Here is a 21068-nt window from a genome sequence, read left to right as displayed (position 1 = left end):
CCAGCTCAGTACAGACGGGCCTTGATCAGCGGGCGCAGCAAATAATTGAGCACGCTGCGCTTGCCGCTGAGGATATCCACCTCGGCAACCATGCCGGGGATGATCGGCAGCACCTCCTCGCCGCGCTTGAGCTGGCTGCCGTCAGTGCGGATCAGCACCTGGTAGTACGACTCCTTGCCATGGGGCGTGTCCTCCTCAATGGTGTCGGCACTGATCTGCTCCAGGGTGCCCTTGAGGTCACCATAGATGCTGAAGTCGTAGGCAGTGATCTTCACCTTGGCCGGCATGCCCGGTACCAGGAAGGCCACGTCGCGCGGCTTGATCCTGGCCTCGACCAGCAGGCGGTCCTCCACCGGGATCACTTCCATGATCGCTTCGCCGGGCTGGATCACCCCGCCACGGGTGTTGATCAGCACGGTGTTCACCCGCCCACGCACCGGCGAAACGATCCCGGTACGGCGCAGTTGGTCCTGGCGCTGCTGGACGATCGGCTCCAGGGCACTGAGGTCGGCCTTGCGCTGTGAGCGTTCGGTATAGGCATCCTGGAAGTAGCTACTCTTCAGCTCGGTCAGCTTACCGTTGAGGGTAGCGATGTCCTGGCTCAGCCGCAGCGCCTCCATCTGGCTCACCGCACGCTTGGCCACCAGCGGGCGGACCAGGTCGAGCTGGCTCTGGGCCAGGCTGATCTGCCTCTGGATCGCCTGGCTGCCTTCGAGCAGCTTGTCCCGCCGCGACTTGAACAGCTCGCGCTCGGAACGCGCCAGCGGCCCTTGCGGGTCGATGTCCGGCGGGAACTCTATCGCCGCCTTGCCCAGCACCTCGGCGTCCAGCCGGGCGATGGCCGCGCGCAGCACGCCGGCCTGGTTGGCCGACTCCTGGAAGTTGGTGAGAAAGCGCGTCTCGTCCAGGCGCAGCAGCGGCTGGCCGACCTCCACCAGGTCGCCCTCCTGCACCAGCAGGCGGTCGAGAATGCCCCCTTCCAGGCTCTGGATCTTCTGGATGCGGCTGAACGGCACCACACGCCCATCGCCGCGCGTCACTTCATCGAGCTCCGCCCAGGCAGCCCAGGCAACGAACAGCAAGACGCTGCCGAGCAGGGTCCAGAGCAGCGGGCGATAGACCGGGTGAGTGGTCGCCAGCAAGGGGTCGGCCAGTTGCCGGCGCAGCACTACAGAACTTTTTTCAGCTGCCATGGCCGACTCCTTCGGCGACCTGCGGCGCCTGCACCTGGTTGCCCAGCACCACCTGGTTCAGCGGGCCGTCCATGATCACCTGGCCGTTGCGCAGCACCACTGCACGGTCCACCAGCGCCAATACGCTTTTCTTGTGGGTGGTGATGATCAGGGTGCGCCGGCCCAGCCATTTCTGCAGGTAGTCGATGACCTGTTTCTCGCTGTTCTGGTCGAAGGCCGCGGTCGGCTCGTCAAGCAGCAGGATCGGCGGGTCCTGCAACAGTACGCGGGCCAACCCCACCGCCTGGCGCTGGCCGCCGGAGAGGCTGGCATTGCCCTGGATCGGCATGTCCAGGCCCAACGGGTGGGCGCGCACGAAAGTACCCAGCCCTACGCCATCGAGGGCTTCCAGCAATTCCTCGTCGCCCAGCGCGGCGTTGGCCAGGTTGAGGTTTTCCCGCAGGCTGCCGTGGAACAGCGCCACATCCTGCGGCAAGTAGCCGATGCCGCGCTGGCGGTCGGCCGGGTCGAGCTGGCTCAGGGCGATGTCGTCCAGCAGCAGCCGGCCGGATTGCGCGTTGAGCAGGCCGCTGAGCAGCCGCAGCAGGGTCGACTTGCCGGCGCCGTTGCCACCGAGCAGCGCTACCCGCTCGCCGGCCTGGATGTTCAGCGCCTGCACGTCGACCACCGGTGGGCTGTCGCCGTGGGCCAGGCGCAGCGCCTCCAGGCGGTAATGCCCGTGGAGCCGGTCGCGGTGCACGAAGCGCTTGCCGGCGGGCCTCTCCTGCTCGGCGGACATCAGCTGGTCGAGCCCCTCCAGCGCCACCTTGGTATGTTGCCAGCGGCCAAGGATGGCGGCAGCCTGGGACAGTGGTGCGATGGCCCGCGAGGCCAGGATCGAACAGGCCACCAGGGCACCGACGGTCATCGCGCCGTCGCTTATCCGGTAGACGCCGAACACCACCACCCCGACATAGCACAGCTGCTGAACGATACTCGCCGAATAGCTGAGGGTCGAGGCCAACGCATGGGTCTTCATTGCAGTACCGGCCAGTTCCCCGGTGAGCGTCTCCCACTGCTGTTGGCAGCGGCCTTCGGCACGCGCGGCCTTGACCGTCTCCAGGTGTTCGAAGGCTTCCAGCAGCACGCTGTTCTTCAGCGCCCCCTCGCGCAGGTTCTGCCGCGACAGGTGCCCCAGCAGGCGCTGGGTCAGCAGCCCTGGCAGCAGCATCAGCACACAAGCCACCAGCGGCACCCAGACCACATGGCCGCCGATCACGGCAATGATCAACAGGAAGATCGCCACGAACGGCAGGTCGCTGATCAGTGCGGCGCTGGACGAAGTGAAGAACTCGCGGACCGACTCGAACTCACGCACCTGGGTGCTGAACGCGCCCATCGACGCCGGTTTGGCGGCGATCCGGGTACTCAGCACGCGCGCGAACAGCAGGCTCGACAACTGCAGGTCCAGGCGCTTGCCGAGAACGTTCAGCAGGTGCCCGCGAAGGATCCGCAATACCCCGTCGACGATGATCGCCAAGGCCACGCCGCTGGCGAGTATCCACAGGGTATCGAAGGCTGCGTTGGGCACCACGCGGTCGTAAACCTGCATGGCGAACAGCGCCGAGGCGACGGCCAGGACGTTGGCCACCAGGGCCGCCGCCGTGACTTCCGCATAAGAGCGCCAGAGCCGCTTGAGCGGCCCGAAGAACCAGTGCTCCGGCAGGCCGCTGGCGTAGTCGCCCACCCGCCCATCGGGGCGGTAGCGGCACTTGGCGAACACCGCCGTGCCGCTGTAAAGCGCCTCCAGAGCGGGCCGCGCCATGCACTCACGGCCGCCGTCGCTCTGCGGCACCAGCACCTCGTACTGCTCACCCTCGATGCCAACCAGCAGCAGGCTGCGGCCATCGTCGAGCAACAGCAGGGCCGGCAGCAGGTAGGCGTCCATCTGCCGCAACGGCAGCTCCGCGACCCTGGCAGTTATGTCGGCGCGACGCAGGGCGCGGGCTACCAGGCGCAGCGGCAGGCGTCCGTGCTCCAGTGCCAGGCCGTCGACCAGTTCGGCGTCGCCCAACGGCCGGCCCAGTTGCCGGCACAGCAGCAGCAGGCCCTGGCGCAGCGGGTCGTCGTGGTTCAGGGTCACGACATTATCCGGGGATTGTTCAACTTCCATGATTCAACCGATTCTCCAGTAATGCCCCCAACAACCCGACCTGCGCGGCCGCTCGATACTCGATACGCTTGCGCTCTATGTGCAGATTGATCAACTGCCGCTCGGCCTCGAAGCGTTCGCGCTGCACGTTGAGCAAGTCGATCACGTCGCGTCGGCCGACCTCGAATTGCTCGCGGTACAGCTCGCCAACCTGCTCCGACTCCGTCACCTGCTGGCTCAGGGTTCCCGCCACCGTAGCGTGTCACCGTTGTCGAACAGCGTCTGCAACTGCCGGCGGATGTCACGCTGCATCGCATCGGCCGTCCATTGCGCCGACTCCAGACGCTGTTGCGCAGCAGTCGGCCGACGGAAGTTGGAAAGCCCCTGGAAGGTATCCATGCGAAAGCGCAGCGACATCACCGAGTCGCTTTCCGGACGACCGCCGATCTCCCGGCGCAACGCTGAGGCCTCCAGGTTCAACTGCGGCAGCAACGAAGCCTTGGCCTCGCGCACTTGCGCCTCGGCGACATTGGCGTCCTCCAGCGCCTTGCGCTGCAACGGCGACTCACGGATCACCCGCGCCACGTCGCTGGCAGCCAGGTAGCGCTGCAGCGACATCGGCTCTGGCTCCACCAGCTCGGAGGGGTCCTGGCCAACCAGGATCGCGTACTGGTTGCGCGCGTCCTGCAGGTTGCCCTTCTCCAGCGACAGCTGTTCCTGGGCACGCGACAGTTCGAGGTTGGCGCGGTCCAGTTCGCTGCGGTCGGCGTAACCATCGCTGCCGCGCGCCTGGGTCATCTCGCGGATGCCGTCCAGACGCTGGATGTGCTGGCGCACCGTTTCCACCCGGCGCTCCGAGGCAAGCACGTCGAGGTAGGTCTCGACGATATCCAGCGCAGCATCGTCGCGCGCCACCAGCACCGCCTCGGACAGTTTGCGCCGGGTGGCGCTGGCGCTGTCGACCTTGCTCGTCACCCTTCCCCAGTCATACAGCATCTGCGATACGGTGACGTCGTAGACGACCTCGCCAACGTCGAACTCCTGCGGCCCCCCGGACATGGTGACGGAGGGGTAGTAACCACCCTTGGCGATCTCTACCTCGGTACCCGCACGGTCCGCTTCGGCCATCGCCGAACGCACCTGCGGGTGGATCGCCAACCCCGCCCGCACCGCTTGGTCGAGAGGAATGGCCGGCGCGGACAGCGGCAGCCCGAAGCACAGGAGCCAAAGGGCTCCCGCGCCACGGCGCTTTCCCTTGAGCACGGACAGGCCGCGCATCAGACCACGACCTGTACCGTGTTGTCCTCGATCAGCAGGGTACTGCTGCCAAAGTTGTAGACATCGTAGGTAATGCCGTTGACCTGCTGGGTGGTTCCTGTGTTCACGGCACCCACCACGTTGAGGGTGTCGTTGCTCTCGCCAGTGATCTGCAGGATGTTGTTGCCATCGGTGATGGCGTCGACCTCCGCCGCAGTCAATGTCAGCACGCTCCCCGAGTCGCCCTTGCCGAGGTCGATACGCTCGATGTTCGAGAGCGTGCCGACGCCGACGGCGTTGTAGTCGAGGTCGATGCCGTCGGCCAGGATCAGGGTGTCGAAGCCCGCACCGCCGTCGATGCTGGTGAAGTCGGTCGCGGTGATCTGGATGGCGTCGTTGCCATCGCCTGCCACTACCTGATCGCCGGTCCCCACGTTGAAGATCAGGTCGCTGCCATCGCCTCCATTGATGTGCTCCGAACTGCCGTCCGCCCCGGACATGACATCGTCCCCCGAGGTGCCGTTGACGTCGATCTGGCCGATATTCAGCGACAGCCCGTTAGGGGCCAGGGTGATGCCGTAGGCCGAGCTGTCGTTGCCGTTGGTGTCGGTGGCGACGATGTTGAACGAGATCTGCGAACCGAGGTTGAGGATATCGGTGATGTTCAACCCCAACTGGGTGAGGACGGTCGGGCTCAGCAGGTTCAGCGAGAAGTTGCCGGAACTGTCCGCCTGGATCGGCAGCAGCTCGACGTTCAGCGCCGGGGTGATGACACGGATCACCACGCTGGAGTCCGGCTCGGTGGTGCCGCTGAAACCGAACCGCGGGTTCAGTGGGTTGAGGCTGACATCGACGCCGAAGTTACCGATGGTCACTGGCTGCTCGATGCTGCTGCCGACGCCGATGGTCGCCACATTGCTCGGGTTGCCGGCAGGGTCCTCACCGGTCACGGAGACTTGGGCATTGAGCAGTTGGTCCAGGGTAAGGTCTATGTCCAGGTCGGTGAGCAGGTTCAGCGAAGCCAGCCCGCTGTTGTCGGCAGTTACCGTGGCGGTGGCAGTGACCCCGCCGACGTCCACGGTGACCGTCAGTTCGGTGCCCGGATCGGTGGAGATGGTCAGGATGCTGCCCACCAGCGACAGCACCGGTGTTGAAGGCGGAATGGTGTCGACGGTGAACGGCACCGGGTTCGACGCGATACCGCCATTGATATCGGCGGTGACGGTCGAGGCGCCCTCCGGGAACGGCCCCATGCCATCGCCAGGGGGTATGGTCACGGTGACGCTGCCGGCCAGGATGTCGCCGGCAGTGATGGTGTGCGTTACCTGCGTCTCATAACCGTTCTGCCCGGCGAACGCGACGGTGATCACCTGGCCGACCTGCATGGTCGGGCGGATCGTCACGTCGACCTGGATGCCGTCGCTGATCTCGGCAGCGTTGATCCAGGTATCGGCTGCCTCCGGTACGCTGATGGTCGGCGGAGCCAGGTCCGGCGCGTTGATCGTTGCCGGGCCGCTGAGGTTGCCGGCAGCGTCGGCGGTGACCCCGCTGATCAGCTCGCCGGTGATCAGCGGTGGTGCCAACGGCAGGCTGAAGTTACCGGCGCCGTCGACATTCACCGTGATCGGGTTGGCGGTATCGCCGTCGATCACGAGGCGCACCTGGCTGTTCGGCTCGGCGGTACCGGTCAGCAGCGCACCGTCGGCACTGATGCTCAGCAGCGGCGCCGACGGCGCCACCGTGTCGACCGTGGTACTGGCCGGGCCACTGCTGTTGCCGGCGGCGTCCTGGGCCACCGCGGTGACCACCGTGCCATTGGCCAGCGGCGTGGTTGGGGTGAAGCTCCAGTCGCCACTGCCGTCGGCGGTCGTCTCGACGATCGGGTTGCCGCCACCATCGGTGAGGATGACGGTGGCGCCGGGCTCAGCGGTACCCGTGAGGACCACACCATTGCTCGGCTCGATGGTCGGCGCGCCCGGGGCGATAGCGTCAACGGTGACGCTGCTCGGCCCGCTGGCATTGCCGGCCGGGTCCTGGGCCACGGCGTTGACCACTGTGCCGTTGGCCAGCGGGGTTGCAGGCGTAAAGGTCCAGTTGCCACTGCCGTCGGCGGTCGTCTCGCCGATCGGGTTGCCGTTGCCGTCGGTGAGGATCACCTTGGCTCCGGCTTCGGCGGTACCACTGATCTCGGTGCCATTGCTCGGCTCGATCGTCGGCTGGCCTGGGGCTACGGCATCAACCGTGGTGCTGACCTGTGGGGTGCTGGTGTTGCCGGCGGCGTCCTGAGCCACGGCGTTGATCACCGTGCCGTTGGCCAGAGGCGCACCAGGCGTAAAGGTCCAGTTGCCACTGCCATCGGCGGTCGTCTCGCCGATCGGGTTGCCGTTGCCGTCGGTGAGGATCACCTTGGCCCCGGCCTCAGCACTACCAGTGATCACGGCCCCGTTGCTCGGGTCGATCGTCGGCTGGCCAGGTGCGACTGAATCCACCGTGGTGGTGCCCTGCAGGCTGGTATTGCCGGCCACGTCCTGGGCAACGGCGATGATCACTGTACCGTTGGCCAGCGGAGTCGCAGGCGTGAAGGTCCAATTGCCACTGCCGTCGGCGGTCGTCTCGCCGATCGGATTACCGCTACCGTCAGTGAGAATCACCTTGACCCCTACTTCGGCGGTACCAGTGATCACCACCCCGTTGCTTGGATTGACGATCGGCGCGGCCGGGGCAATTGCGTCAACGGTGACGCTGGCCGGCCCGCTGGTATTGCCGGCCGGGTCCTGGGCCACGGCGTTGATCACCGTGCCGTTGGCCAGCGGTGTGCCGGGTGTGAACGACCAGTTGCCGCTACCATCGGCGGTCGTCTCGCCGATCGGGTTGCCGTTGCCATCGGTGAGGATCACCTTGGCTCCGGCTTCGGCGGTACCACTGATCTCGGTGCCATTGCTCGGCTCGATCGTCGGCTGGCCTGGGGCTACGGCATCAACCGTGGTGCTGACCTGTGGAGTGCTGGTGTTGCCGGCGGCATCCTGAGCCACGGCATTGATCACCGTGCCGTTGGCAAGCGGAGTTGCAGGTGTGAAAGTCCAGTTACCGCTGCCATCGGCGGTAGTCTGGCCGATGGGGTTGTCGCTGCCGTCGGTGAGGATCACCTTGGCCCCGGCTTCAGCGGTACCAGTGATCACTACCCCGTTGCTCGGGTTGATGATCGGTGCGGCCGGGGCGATGGCATCAACGGTGGCGCTGGTCGGCCCGCTGGTATTGCCGGACGGGTCCTGGGTCACGGCATTGATCACCGTGCCGTTCGCCAGCGGAACTGTAGGCGTGAAGGCCCAGTTGCCACTGCCGTCGGCCGTCGTCTCGCCAATCGGGTTGCCGCTACCGTCAGTGAGAATCACCTTGGCCCCTATTTCGGCGGTACCACTGATCACCACCCCGTTGCTCGGGTTGATGATCGGTGCAGCCGGGGCGATTGCGTCAACGGTGACGCTGGCCGGCCCGCTGGTATTGCCGGCCGGGTCTTGGGCCACGGCGTTGATCACCGTGCCGTTGGCCAGCGGCGTGCCAGGTGTGAACGACCAGTTACCACTGCCATCGGCGGTAGTCTCGCCGATCGGGTTGCCGCTGCCGTCGGTGAGGATCACCTTGGCCCCGGCTTCGGCGGTACCGCTGATTTCCGTGCCGTTGCTCGGTTCGACCACCGGTGCGGCCGGCGCAACGCCGTCCACGGTAATGACCGCTGGCGCACTATCGGTCCCACCGGGGTTACGTGCCACAGCGTTGACCACAGTGCCATCCGGCAGCGGTATACCGGGCGTGAACGACCAGTTGCCGCTGCCGTCGGCGGTGACCTGGCCGATCGGGTTGCCGTTGCCGTCGGTGAGGGTAATGGTGTTACCCGCATCCGCGGTACCGCTGATCACCGAGCCGTTGCTCGGATCGACCTGCGGAATCGACGGCAGCGACGAGTCCACGGTAGTGCTACCGGGGGCACCAGTATTACCGGCGGCATCAGTCGCCGTAGCGTTGACCACGGTGCCGTTGGGCAGTTGCGTGCTGGGTATGAACGTCCAGTTACCGCTACCGTCAGCGGTGACCTCGCCAATGGGATTACCGTTGCCGTCGGTGAGGGTCACGGTGCTGTTCGGCTCGGCAGTACCGTTGATCACGTTGCCGTTGCTCGGATTGACCACCGGCGCGGCAGGTGCGATCGAATCCACGGTGGTGGTGCCCTGTGGGCCGGTGTTCCCAGCCGGGTCGGTCGCCGTGGCGTTGACCACTGTGCCGTTGGCCAGCGGCGTACCAGGGCTGTAGCTCCAGTTGCCGCTGCCGTCGGCGGTGGTTTGGCCGATGGGGTTGCCGCTACCATCGGTCAGGGTGATGGTACTGCCCGGCTCGGCGGTGCCGCTGATTTCGCTGCCGTTGCTGGGCTCGACCACTGGAGCCGCCGGGGCTACCGAGTCCACCGTGGTGGCGGCCTGCGGACCGGTGTTGCCGGTCGGGTCGGTTGCCGTGGCGATGATTACGGTGCCGTTGGCCAGCGGCGAGCCAGGGGTGAAGCTCCAGTTGCCGCTGCCGTCAGCGGTGACCTGGCCGATCGGGTTGCCGCTGCCATTGGTGAGTGTGACGGTAGCACCCGCTTCGGCAGTACCGCTGATGGTCGTCCCGTTACTAGGATCGATTACCGGTGCAGCCGGCGCGCTGGAGTCGACCGTGACCGTCGCTGCCGGGCTGGTGTTGCCAGCCGGGTCGCTCGCCGTCGCATTGACCACGGTGCCATTGGGCAGTGGTGTGGCTGGGGTGAACGTCCAGTTGCCGCTACCGTCGGCAGTGGCTTCGCCAATCGGGTTACCACTGCCGTCAGTGAGGGTCACGGTGCTGTTCGGCTCGGCGGTACCGCTGAGGCTGCTGCCGTTGCTGAGATTGATGGTGGGTGTACCCGGCACCACGCCGTCTACGGTGGTGCTGCCCTGCCCGCTGGTATTGCCAGCCGGGTCGGTCGCCGTGGCGTTGACCACGGTACCGTCGGCCAGCGGCGTACCAGGGCTGTAGCTCCAGTTGCCGCTGCCGTCGGCGGTGGTTTGGCCGATGGGGTTGCCGCTGCCATCGGTCAGGGTGATGGTACTGCCCGGTTCGGCGGTGCCGCTGATTTCGCTGCCGTTGCTCGGTTCGACCACTGGAGCCGCCGGGGCTACCGAGTCCACCGTGGTGGAGGCCTGCGGACCGGTGTTGCCGGTCGGGTCGGTTGCCGTGGCGATGATCACGGTGCCGTTGGCCAGCGGCGAGCCGGGGGTGAAGCTCCAGTTGCCGCTGCCGTCAGCGGTGACCTGGCCGATCGGGTTGCCGCTGCCATTGGTGAGTGTGACGGTAGCACCCGCTTCGGCAGTCCCGCTGATGGTCGTCCCGTTACTAGGATCGATTACCGGTGCAGCCGGCGCGCTGGAGTCGACCGTGACCGTCGCTGCCGGGCTGGTGTTGCCAGCCGGGTCGCTCGCCGTCGCATTGACCACGGTGCCATTGGGCAGTGGTGTGGCTGGGGTGAACGTCCAGTTGCCGCTACCGTCGGCAGTGGCTTCGCCAATCGGGTTACCACTGCCGTCAGTGAGGGTCACGGTGCTGTTCGGCTCGGCAGTACCGCTGAGGCTGCTGCCGTTGCTGAGATTGATGGTGGGTGTACCCGGCGCCACGCCGTCTACGGTGGTGCTGCCCTGCCCGCTGGTATTGCCAGCCGGGTCGGTCGCCGTGGCGTTGACCACGGTACCGTCGGCCAGCGGCGTACCAGGGCTGTAGCTCCAGTTGCCGCTGCCGTCGGCGGTGGTTTGGCCGATGGGGTTGCCGCTGCCATCGGTCAGGGTGATGGTACTGCCCGGCTCGGCGGTGCCGCTGATTTCGCTGCCGTTGCTCGGTTCGACCACTGGAGCCGCCGGGGCTACCGAGTCCACCGTGGTGGCGGCCTGCGGACCGGTGTTGCCGGTCGGGTCGGTTGCCGTGGCGATGATCACGGTGCCGTTGGCCAGCGGCGAGCCGGGGGTGAAGCTCCAGTTGCCGCTGCCGTCAGCGGTGACCTGGCCGATCGGGTTGCCGCCGCCATTGGTGAGTGTGACGGTAGCACCCGCTTCGGCAGTACCGCTGATAGTCGTCCCGTTACTAGGATCGATTACCGGTGCAGCCGGCGCGCTGGAGTCGACCGTGACCGTCGCTGCCGGGCTGGTGTTGCCAGCCGGGTCGCTCGCCGTCGCATTGACCACGGTGCCATTGGGCAGTGGTGTGGCTGGGGTGAACGTCCAGTTGCCGCTACCGTCGGCAGTGGCTTCGCCAATCGGGTTACCACTGCCGTCAGTGAGGGTCACGGTGCTGTTCGGCTCGGCAGTACCGCTGAGGCTGCTGCCGTTGCTGAGATTGATGGTGGGTGTACCCGGCGCCACGCCGTCTACGGTGGTGCTGCCCTGCCCGCTGGTATTGCCAGCCGGGTCGGTCGCCGTGGCGTTGACCACGGTACCGTCGGCCAGCGGCGTACCAGGGCTGTAGCTCCAGTTGCCGCTGCCGTCGGCGGTGGTTTGGCCGATGGGGTTGCCGCTGCCATCGGTCAGGGTGATGGTACTGCCCGGCTCGGCGGTGCCGCTGATTTCGCTGCCGTTGCTGGGCTCGACCACTGGAGCCGCCGGGGCTACCGAATCCACTGTGGTGGTCGATGGAGCACTGGTGTTGCCGGCTGCGTCCCGCGCCACCACGTTGACCACAGTGCCGTTTGCCAGCGGCGTGGTCGGGACATAGCTCCAGTTGCCACTGCCATCGGCTACTACCTGGCCGATCGGATTACCGCTGCCGTCGGTGAGGGTCACGGTGCTGTTCGGCTCGGCAGTACCGTTGATCACGGTGCCGTTGCTCGGATTGATCGTGGGTGCCGAAGGTGCCACGCCATCGATCACGGTGCTGGCGGGCGGGCTGCTGTTGCCGGCGGCATCCGTGACCACCGCATTAACCACTGTTCCATCAGGCAGTTGGGTATCCGTGGGATATGACCAGTTGCCATTGCCATCGGCTGTAGCGTGGCCGATTGGGTTGCCGTTGCCGTCGGTGAGGACCACGGTACTGCCTGGCTCGGCTGTACCGCTGAGGCTGCTACCGTCGCTCAGGTTGATGGTGGGCGCACCCGGCGCCACGCTATCCACGGTGGTGCTGCCCTGCCCGCTGGTATTACCGGCCGCATCGGTCGCGGTGGCGTTCACCACGGTACCGTCTGGCAGCGGTGTCGCCGGGGTGTAGCTCCAGTTGCCGTTGCCATCGGCAGTCACCTGGCCGATCGGGTTACCGCTGCCATCGGTGATGGTCACGGCGCTGTTCGGCTCGGCGGTACCGCTAAGCTCGGTACCGTTGCTCGGATTGATCACGGGTGCCGCTGGCGCCACACCATCAATAATGGTGCTGGCGGGCGGGCCGCTGTTACCGGCGGCATCCACGACCACCGCTTTGACCACCGTGCCATCGGGCAGTGGGCTATCGGGTGTGTACGACCAGTTGCCGTTGCCGTCGGCGGTAGTCTGGCCGATGGGGTTGCCGTTGCCGTCGGTAAGCAGCACGGTGCTGCCCGGCTCGGCGGTACCGCTGAGGCTGGAGCCGTTGCTCGGGTTGATGTGCGGCGCATCAGGGAAGTCAGGGGCCTGCACGGTAGCGGGCGGGCTGCTATTGCCGGACGGATCGGTCACCACCACGGAAACCGTTTCGCCGTTGGTCAGTGGCGGATTCAGCGGAATCTGGAATTTGCCGTCGGGGCCGACGACCACGCTGACGTCGGTTTCTCCATCGCCATTGCTGTCGATGCCCACGGTGGCGCCCGGCTCGGCCGTGCCGCTGATGCTGCTGCCATCCGGGGCAATTTGCAACCCGCTGGCCGGCGCCGGGGCCGAAGTATCGGGCGGCACACTGCTGTCACCGCCACCACCACCGCCACCACCGCCATTGCTGTTGGCGATCGCGACGCCGCCACCAATGATCGCAGCGCCAGCCAGAAGTGCAGCACCGGGGCTGAGCCCGCCAATGGTGCTGTCGGCGCCAGTGAGTGACTCGAACCCGGCCGGCGTTTCCTGGGGTACATAACCCGCCACCAGCGGCCCATCGGCAGCGACCGGCGGCAGGTCGACGGCCAGCAGCTTGTCCCGGTCTACCAGGTACAACTGGCTTGCAGGCTGCCCCTCGACATAGAAGTTGGCAATGCGCAGGCTTTCGCCACTCTTCAGCTGTACGATCAGATCGGCACCGCTCTTCGTGTAGCCCGACACACCTTCCGGAGCAATGTCCAGAACAATGTTACTGCTCTGGGTAAGAGTCAGGATTCCGTTGTTGGGGATTGCGATGGGGGCGGCAGAAGTAACACTTTGAGCGAGGGGAGATACCTTGGCCTGAATCGACATACCTGACAGTCCTTTTGTCTACAGCACGACTGAGCGGTCGCGCTCATATCTCCAGAAATAGCACGCTGCTCATAAAACGCCAGCCGGTTTATTACAAATAACTCGCGAGCCCTCCCAACTTTGACGAGAACGCCAGTCGCAATTGATTTCTTGATCGAAAGTAGAAGCTTGTTTGGATTAATACGAATGGAGAGTAACCCCCCATTTTGATAGATGCGATTGGATGACACTCCACTGCCGCCCCATCCAATTGAACATGGGCATGTAAACTCGCCGGCAATGGAGATGAGGAAATCGCGATGAACGACTTGGAAACCGAGCCGCCCCGAGACGAGATACCGGCATGCACCACTCATCGAGCGGCTTGTTCAGTATTTGCTCTAGTTGAACTTGAGCTTGGCCACCTTGCTCAGTGCCCACCCACTGAACACGTAGAACGCATCCAGGTAGAAGCGCCCTTCGTAGTTGGGCAGCGGCTCACGATTCAACAACAGTTCGGGCATGTCGGGCGAAGGGGGAAACAGCGCATAGAAACCGTTGGGCAACACCGCCAACGCAATGAGCAGCAGGTAGGTCACGGCCCGCAGCATGCTGGCGTGGCTATCGGACTGTTCGGCCCATTTCAGGCCGAACCAGGCGATCAGCCCGGCAACGGGCAACACCCAGAAATGCGTGGGCATCCCAATGAACATCTCAGCAACAACGCTTCTGGTTTCCAACTTGGTGTTCTCCGTTCAAATGAGCGGATTATTGCGGCTGGGGGCGGCAAATGCAAAAAGCCCGCTCTCGAGGGCGGGCCTTTTGCATCAAGGGTCAGATGATCATGCTTTCGAACACATCAGCGCGGCGTCCAGCAGCCTGCCATGGTCGTACCAGGCATCACGTTGATAGGCCGCGAACTGGCGCCGGGCTCCCGTGCCCCGCACCTCGACCAGGCCACCCGCCGTGTCGGGGTCGGTGCTATCGACAAACAGCCTGACCGAGTTATCGCCATCGACCTGGTAGGTTTTCACATTCCCTTGAAGCTCGCTTTTGACGCACCCCAGGTACGCCGGCGTACTTCTTTCCGTGGCCCCGGCTGCATACCCATGGCCTTGACGCACATCGGGGTCATGCGCACAGCCTGTCATGAACAGTGTGGCGAAGGTGGACATCAATATTGCACCTGCTACCGATCTTGAACTTTTCACGCGACACGCTCCTGCCACCCCATCGAGTAACTTGGGAAGTGTTGCCGAACTGCATGCCCCTTTTTTTGTTTTAGTTTGACCATGTTACTGCTCAATTTTAGCCGGGCAATATGCCTGTTTGCTATATCGGCTCCAGGGCGGGCTTTACCCGCGAAGTTAAACTTCGTTCATGGATCAGCGGGCAAGTTGCAGGCAAGCCAGCCTGGGCGAGCATGCGTTGTCTTGCAGTGTGTTCGCACAGGCGTGGCCGCAAGCGGAAGGGATTACTGGGTGCATCAATAGCGGCGGTAGTCCTGACCACCATGGTAGCCGTCGTTGAAATGCCGGTGATGGCCGCCGCCGTGATGCCCACCGTGGTGCCAATATGGCCAGCAACCACCGAGCAGCAGCAACCCTGACAACACTACGACCCATACAGTCTTGCGTTTCATGTGCGTACCTCCGGCCAGGTGAAACCAGGCCTTGCTTACGTTGGACCGCACAAAGGTGGGATGTTCAGGCAGAGGTACGCCGCTGGTGATCTTGCGGGCAAGAGTTCAGCTGGCGGTCGACTCAAAGGACGTGCAGCGCCATGTGGCCATGAACCAGACAGTGGGCGGACAAAATTTGTCCCAAAACCGGGTAGTCTCTGCAGATGACCCCGATTTCGGGTACAACCAGGCCCACAAATGGGGGTCAGGCGATGGCCTTGAGAAACACAAATGTCGCCGCCAGATCCAGGACCAGCACAGCAACCACAACGAAGATCATGTAGTAGCGGTCATTCTGAGTCATTTCTGCGTACTCCGCATGATCGATGCCCCAGGGTCGCAGCAATTTGCATTCCACTTCCCTGGTGCTCTCAGGCCAACCGGGCCTGATGGATGGGCAGTTCGACCCTGAATGTCGTACCGACTCCCACCTCGCTGTCTACGCGGATCTCGCCACCATGACGCTTGATGATTCCGTACGAAAGTGACAATCCCAGCCCGGTGCCCTGGCCGATGGGCTTCGTCGTGTAGAACGGATCGAAGATCTTTTGCAGGCTTTCGCCAGGAATGCCACAACCATTGTCTGCGACTTCGATCCATACCCACTTGTCACTGGCACCGGTTCGCAGGGTAATTCTGCCACGCTCGGCCCCCATCGCCTGGGTGGCATTGACCAGCAGATTCATGATTACCTGATTGATCTGTGAAGGCAGGCATTCGACCGGCGGCAATGGGCTGTAATCCTTGACAAGGTCCGCCTTGTGCCTGAGTTCGCTGGCAACGATGTTCAGCGTTGACTCTATGCCTTGATGCAAGTCTGACACTTGCCAGTCATGGCTGGTCTCTACTCGCGAAAAGTCCTTGAGGTCCTTGACGATCCGCGCAACGCGGCTGATACCGTCCTTGGATTCGCGGATCAGCGCCGGAATATCCTCCAGCAAGTAATCCAGCTCGATTTCCGTGCGCAACTTCGCCAGCTCCGCGCCGAGCGCGTTCGGAACCAGGGTATTTTCCGCGTCAGCATATGCCTTCAGCATGTCCTGCAAACGGCCGAAATAGTCGTCCAGTGCACCGAGGTTGGAAGAGACAAACCCAATCGGGTTGTTGACTTCATGGGCTACGCCGGCTGCCAGTTGACCGAGCGAGGCGAGCTTTTCGGACTGGACCAACTGGTTCTCGAGCAATCGGCGTTCATCCACCTCGCGCTGCAGTGCTGCGCTGGCTTGGGTAAGTGCCTGGGTACGCCGTTCGACCCGCTGTTCCAATTCGTCGTTGGCACTCACCAGCGCTCGGTTTACACGGTTTTATTTCGGCGTAGCTACGCATCAGCCACATCCCCATGTACAGCAATAGCAATACCAGCAGGGTGGAAAACACCAACAGGTAGAAATGGTATCGCTGAGCCGTCAGCGCTGCTGCTTGCTCGTCACGGTCCAGCATCAGCGCAATGGCGTCCAGACTCTCGGCGATCGGAACCGCCTCGATCGCTTCAAGTAGTTGATCGACCTTGGGTTGCTCACGAAGAATCAACTCAATGTGTTTGCTGATGGTATCGATGGGCACCTGAAAATTGACAGGCAAGCGCTCCTTGTTGACCGAAAGGTTGTTCAGTCCGACAAGGATGTCGGCAGCTTTTTCATCTGTTGTGGCATGGGCAAACTCAAGGCTGCTCAGCATCAGGTCGTAGGTATCGCTGGTGATTCTGCGCAGACGCACTGTATCGGCATCAACCAATCGACGAAGGTGCACCTGTATCACATCGGCCGCAGCCGGGAGAAAAGCCAGGGAATTTCGCAGGATCGCATTGTGCGTCTTGAAGCGCGAGACCAGCAGGACCTTGTCGTCAAAGGCCTGTTGGTAATCGCGAAAAGCCTTTTGCCAAGCGAGCATTTCTGTTTTTTGATGACGCCCTTCCAGCGTGCCGAACTCCCGCCATAGGCGCTTCATTTCAATCAACGGCAGCACCAGCGGGTCGTAGTTGTAATTGGTGGTGGTGCGCGCCTTGAGCACTGCCCCCTCCCACTGTGCATCGTACTGCTTGATCTGGCGAATCAGATCGCGCGCCTGGGCGTAGTTGCCACTCTCATCGGACCTGGACATCCAGTACAGGTAGACCAGCACGGAAGCCAGCGACATGGCGCACGCAGCCAACAGCAGCAGACTGCGCCGAGCGTTCAACCTCATAGCGGTTTACCCTCCCATTGGCCGGTGAGGGTCTGGAGAAACTTGATGATCAGCGCTTTATCATCGTCGCTCGGCGTACGTCCCAACTGATAATGAAACATGGCATCGACGGCTGCTTCCAAGGTGGGCGCCGAACCATCATGAAAGTAAGGGGCAGTCACCTCCACGTTTCGCAGGCTTGGAACTTTGAACAGGTGGAGATCGTCCGGATCACCTGTCACGTTGTAGAGCCCCTGATCTGCCAAGGTAACACTGCCACGGTTGGTGAAATAATCATCGAAAACACCGAACTTCTGCAGCATGTTGCCGCCGATATTCACACCCTGGTGGCAGGCTATACAACCGTACTCCTGGAAGCGCTGATAGCCATGCTTCTCTTCCAGGCTGAGGCTGCTGGTATCTCCTTTCAGATAGCGATCGAAGCGTGAATCGGGTGTCAGCAGGGTACGCTGGTACGTAACCAGGGCATCTTTGACATCGATGGCGGTCACTGGTTTGCCATAGGCTTCGGCGAACCCCGTCTGGTAAGCCGGATCGTCAGCAATTCGTTGGACCACGGTAGCCCAGCCATCTTCTTTGCCGTCCGTATTACCGGTTGCCAGGTGCACCAGGCCGTCAAACGATTGCGCGCGCCCATCCCAGAACTGCAGGAAGTTCAGGCTGGCGTTGAAGACGCTGGGTGTGTGAACTGGCAAGGGTTTGCCATCTGCACCAGGCGAGCGCGCCTGCCCGTCCGCGCCACCACGATCCAGGCGATGGCAATCAGCACAGGACTGGCTGTTATCGAGGGACAATCGCGAGTCATTGAACAGTTTGCGCCCCAGTTCCACCCGGGCAGGGTCAAGCTCAGGCACCGCCGGCAATGGCGTGAGCGGCCCACCAATGCTCTGGGCCAGCACCCATGCCGGCAAAACCACAAGCATCGAGACAACGATGCGAACCTGCAGACAAGTCGGCACAGCACAACCCTCCCTGGCGAGATGCACCTGCCTCCGAGCATAGTGAGGCCAACAGACAAAAGCTAACGGCGGGGGCAAATATCATCTAGGCTGTGGCCAGGGAGTAGTCTGGCCGAGACCGGCAGGGAGGGACCCATGGAGCTACCCGTTACCGATGGCGCAGCAGACAAGCCGGTGATACTTCTGGTTGACGACGAGCCCTCGATTCTCAGCAGCCTTCGTCGTCTACTTCGCAACCAACCCTACGAACTCCTCCTTGCCGAAAGCGGTGCCGACGCCCTGCAACTGCTCCAACAACGCCCGATCAATCTGGTGATGAGTGATGCGCGCATGCCAAACATGGACGGGGCAACACTGTTGGCCCACGTACATGAGCGTTTTCCCGACACGTTGCGCATTCTGCTTACGGGGTACGCTGACACGGACACCATCGCAAAAGCCATCAATGATGGGCACATCTATCGTTACATCAGCAAACCCTGGAATGATGAAGAGCTGTTGGTCACCTTGCGCCAGGCATTGGCCCACCAACATTCGGAAAGCGAGCGAAAACGCCTGGAACAGCTGACTCAGGTTCAGATCACGCAACTCAAGGCGCTTAACGAAAGCCTTGAACAGCGTGTAGCGGCGCGCACCGCCGAACTGCAGCAAACTGCCGACATGCTTGACCTTGCCTATGAAGAACTCAAGCGCAGTTACGTGACCACCACCGAGTTCTTTTCGCAGTTGGGCAACATGCGTCTGCCCAAGGCCAAGCAGACCAACCGGCAAGTCATAGAATTGATACGGGTGTATTGCACCAGCCATGGACTGGACGAAGGTACCTGTCGCAACCTGACCATGGCTGCAGCCCTCTACAACATCGGCAAGATGAGCTGGACCGACAACATGCTCACCTGCCCCGCCGATCTCATACCTTCACAAGAGCGCGAACTGTACCGGTCGTACCCGAAACAGAGCGAAGCGCTGGTCATGACCCTGGAGCCAATAAAAGAAGCCGCACAACTCATACTTCACCACCAGGAGCGCTGGGATGGCAGCGGTTTTCCGGATCACCTGAAGGGAGTGGCAATTCCACTGGGCGCCCGCTGGTTGAAAATGGCTGTGGATTTCATCGAATTGCAGCGCGGACTGGTTCTGGATCGCCAGCTCAATAGCGATGAGGCACTGCTCTACATACGCAAGCATGCTGGAAAGCTGTATGACCCAGATCTGGTGGAAGACTTCGTCAATGTCTGTGCCGCGTACATGCGCGACATTACCTTGACCGACCCGGCGATCAAGGTGTTGAGCACGCACGAACTGGCAGAGGGCATGATACTGGCCCGCAACCTAAATGCCGACAATGGCATGCTGCTATTGAATACCGGCAAGGTACTGAGCGGTCCGCTGGTGAAAAAACTGATTGCCTTCGAAGAAATGGAAGGTGGCAGATACAGCGTGTTCGTCAGGGTTCCCGAGCAGGCAGGCAGCCTGCAGCCATCGCCCGCAACGGCAGGCTGACCCCGTTGCGGGCAGGTGCTGAAATCCGTTCGTCATGCATCGTGGCAAGCGGGGTGCCTGGCCGTCCCCGTATGACTGCCGGCACTACTACCAGCCAACGGCTATCCTTCAGGTTTCGGTAGGAGGGCGTATGTGCGGAAGGCTCAGCCAGTACCGTGGCATACATGACTTCGTTGAAACCCTGAGCCTGCCAGAGGCCTGGCGGAACAACGTCGGCGACCAGCCGCTTGGCCGGTACAACATCGCGCCGACCACGCCGGTGGCAGTACTGCGGATGGATGATGCAGGCCCACGAGCGGACCTGGTGAAGTGGGGATGGCGGCCGCACTGGGCGAATGATCGCGCTGCGCCGATCAACGCCCGCGTCGAGAAGGTGGCGCATGGTCCATTCTTCCGGGAGATCTGGCCACACCGGGCCATCACCCCAATCGACGGCTGGTACGAATGGGTTGATGAAGGTGGGCCGAAGAAGCAGCCGTACTACATCCGCCGCCAGGATGGGCGCCCTGCCCTTTGTGCCTCGATCGGCCAGTTCACCGGCACAGAGCGCGACGGGTTCGTCATCATCACCGCCGACGCTCAGGGCGGAATGGTCGACGTTCACGACCGCCGGCCTGTCGTGTTGTCGCCAGAACTGGCGTACGAGTGGATCGCGGCAGCAATGCCGAGCGAGCGCGCAGAACAACTGGTGCTCAACCTGGGTGAGCCGGCCGAAGCCTTCGACTGGTACCGGGTGGGTATCGCCGTGGGGAATGTGCGTAACCAAGGTGCCGAGCTGATAAACCCGCTTCAATGAATGGAGGCAAATCCTTTCCGCGCGCTTTGGTATCAGAAATCGACCTGTACGGAACCCGTTTGAACAGCTTGGACAGAAACCACGGGCCAATCACCACTTTCGGGCGACTGCTCATTCCCCCATCACCAACGTCAATCCCGCTCGGCTCTTTGGCTGGCCTCCGGAGGGGAGTACGCCATGCGATACTCGCCAAGTCGACGAAAAGGTGACTGCTTTATCCAGGGCTGAGCCTTGTGCAGAATAAACAGCTGTAAAGCCCAGAAGCCAAGGCAGAAGGTTGTTCTTCCGCCATTCTCCAACGGCATTTCATAAGACAGTGCCACGCCAGCGAACATGATGCTGACAAAGAAGAAACCGCTGGCCAGGGCATTCGCCAGAAAATTGAGCCTGGGCCATTGTTCTGGCAGCAGCTCCAGCGGCCCCAGCGCGATCAGAGCAATGCCGAAAGGCACCGAATACATGATAAATGACGCGGATGGGTCCCCGTATCGCAGGATCGCTATCCACATCGCCAGGCAAACGAACGCTGCCGTCGGAGATCTAGTCGGCTTTATTCGTAAGCCAAACGTCCTGAACCTTCGCAACAAACCCATTACCAATCTCCCTGTTTGGTAAGCGGAGGAAGCATATCACCCCCTTTCAACCAATGACTCCTCCCCGATCAGGCCAACACCTGGAGCATCCATGACGATTGAGTGGACCGCGCGCCAAACGGCGTGCTCAAGGCAAAGCGCATTTCGCCGAATCGCCATTGGTCATCCCGCCCGGGAAGAACGGTGAGCACGTAAAACCAGCACCATCAGTAGCGCCCGATCGTCAAGGGTCCGGGGATCAGATACCGCCCCCGTATAACTGCCGTCGCACCTATGCGACAATGTGCTCAATGTCTGGTCTCAATCCCGCATTCATCGCCCATCAGCTCGGGCATAGCGTGCAGATGCTCTTATCGACTCATGCGCGCTGGATTAACTCGTCCAACG

Annotated in this window: 11 protein-coding genes and 2 pseudogenes; 2 read left to right on the top strand and 11 right to left on the bottom strand. The window is 62.8% G+C overall.

Translation table 11 applies throughout. The annotated features are described in order from the left end of the window. Positions 1-5: 5 nt before the first annotated feature. The 10 genes and pseudogenes from GEV38_RS13815 to GEV38_RS13775 form a co-directional block, all read right to left on the bottom strand. Positions 6-1193, bottom strand: coding sequence for an HlyD family efflux transporter periplasmic adaptor subunit (locus GEV38_RS13815; RefSeq protein WP_061302352.1), 1188 nt, complete (start codon positions 1191-1193; stop codon positions 6-8). Continuing rightward, positions 1183-3345 (bottom strand): type I secretion system permease/ATPase, encoded by a 2163-nt coding sequence (locus tag GEV38_RS13810; protein ID WP_054571980.1) that lies wholly within the window; start codon positions 3343-3345, stop codon positions 1183-1185. Before GEV38_RS13810 ends, GEV38_RS13815 begins: the two co-directional genes overlap by 11 nt. Further along, positions 3335-4602: pseudogene (locus GEV38_RS13805) on the bottom strand (TolC family protein). Before GEV38_RS13805 ends, GEV38_RS13810 begins: the two are co-directional and overlap by 11 nt. Next, a complete protein-coding gene (locus tag GEV38_RS13800; protein ID WP_173895858.1) occupies positions 4602-12986 on the bottom strand; it encodes an Ig-like domain-containing protein in 8385 nt (2794 codons plus the stop codon). The pseudogene GEV38_RS13805 and the gene GEV38_RS13800 overlap by 1 nt, the downstream one beginning before the upstream one ends. A 380-nt stretch (positions 12987-13366) precedes the next feature. Next, a complete protein-coding gene (locus GEV38_RS13795; RefSeq protein ID WP_039614856.1) occupies positions 13367-13678 on the bottom strand; it encodes a hypothetical protein in 312 nt (103 codons plus the stop codon). A 129-nt stretch (positions 13679-13807) separates the two neighbouring features. Beyond that, complete coding sequence (locus GEV38_RS13790) at positions 13808-14140, bottom strand: hypothetical protein (RefSeq protein ID WP_015270217.1); 333 nt, start codon at positions 14138-14140, stop codon at positions 13808-13810. A gap of 311 nt (positions 14141-14451) precedes the next feature. Continuing rightward, entirely contained in the window at positions 14452-14607 is a 156-nt protein-coding gene (locus GEV38_RS13785; protein ID WP_158239717.1) for a hypothetical protein, read from the bottom strand. 410 nt (positions 14608-15017) lie between these two features. Beyond that, positions 15018-15914: pseudogene (locus GEV38_RS27740) on the bottom strand (sensor histidine kinase); the annotation flags it as partial. Further along, positions 15838-16746 carry a DAHL domain-containing protein gene (locus tag GEV38_RS27735; protein ID WP_239688274.1) on the bottom strand — a complete coding sequence of 303 codons (909 nt, stop codon included), beginning with the start codon at positions 16744-16746 and terminating at the stop codon, positions 15838-15840. The pseudogene GEV38_RS27740 and the gene GEV38_RS27735, both read right to left, overlap by 77 nt. An 80-nt stretch (positions 16747-16826) precedes the next feature. Then, positions 16827-17753 carry a cytochrome-c peroxidase gene (locus GEV38_RS13775; protein WP_015270215.1) on the bottom strand — a complete coding sequence of 309 codons (927 nt, stop codon included), beginning with the start codon at positions 17751-17753 and terminating at the stop codon, positions 16827-16829. Between the two features lie 171 nt (positions 17754-17924). On the opposite strand from GEV38_RS13775, the gene GEV38_RS13770 reads away from it, so the two are divergent. Beyond that, positions 17925-19292 (top strand): HD domain-containing phosphohydrolase, encoded by a 1368-nt coding sequence (locus GEV38_RS13770; protein WP_015270214.1) that lies wholly within the window; start codon positions 17925-17927, stop codon positions 19290-19292. A gap of 130 nt (positions 19293-19422) precedes the next feature. After that, positions 19423-20088 (top strand): SOS response-associated peptidase, encoded by a 666-nt coding sequence (locus GEV38_RS13765; protein WP_015270213.1) that lies wholly within the window; start codon positions 19423-19425, stop codon positions 20086-20088. 131 nt (positions 20089-20219) lie between these two features. Here the strand turns inward: GEV38_RS13765 and GEV38_RS13760 are convergent, their stop codons facing one another. Then, complete coding sequence (locus GEV38_RS13760) at positions 20220-20549, bottom strand: hypothetical protein (RefSeq protein ID WP_224765924.1); 330 nt, start codon at positions 20547-20549, stop codon at positions 20220-20222. Positions 20550-21068: the final 519 nt, after the last annotated feature.

This window comes from Pseudomonas sp. 13159349 (assembly GCF_013305685.1).
In the GTDB taxonomy this organism is placed as follows: Bacteria; Pseudomonadota; Gammaproteobacteria; order Pseudomonadales; family Pseudomonadaceae; genus Aquipseudomonas; species Aquipseudomonas asiatica.
The sequence above is the reverse complement of the archived record's forward strand: the minus strand, read 5'-3'. Positions and strand labels throughout refer to the sequence as shown.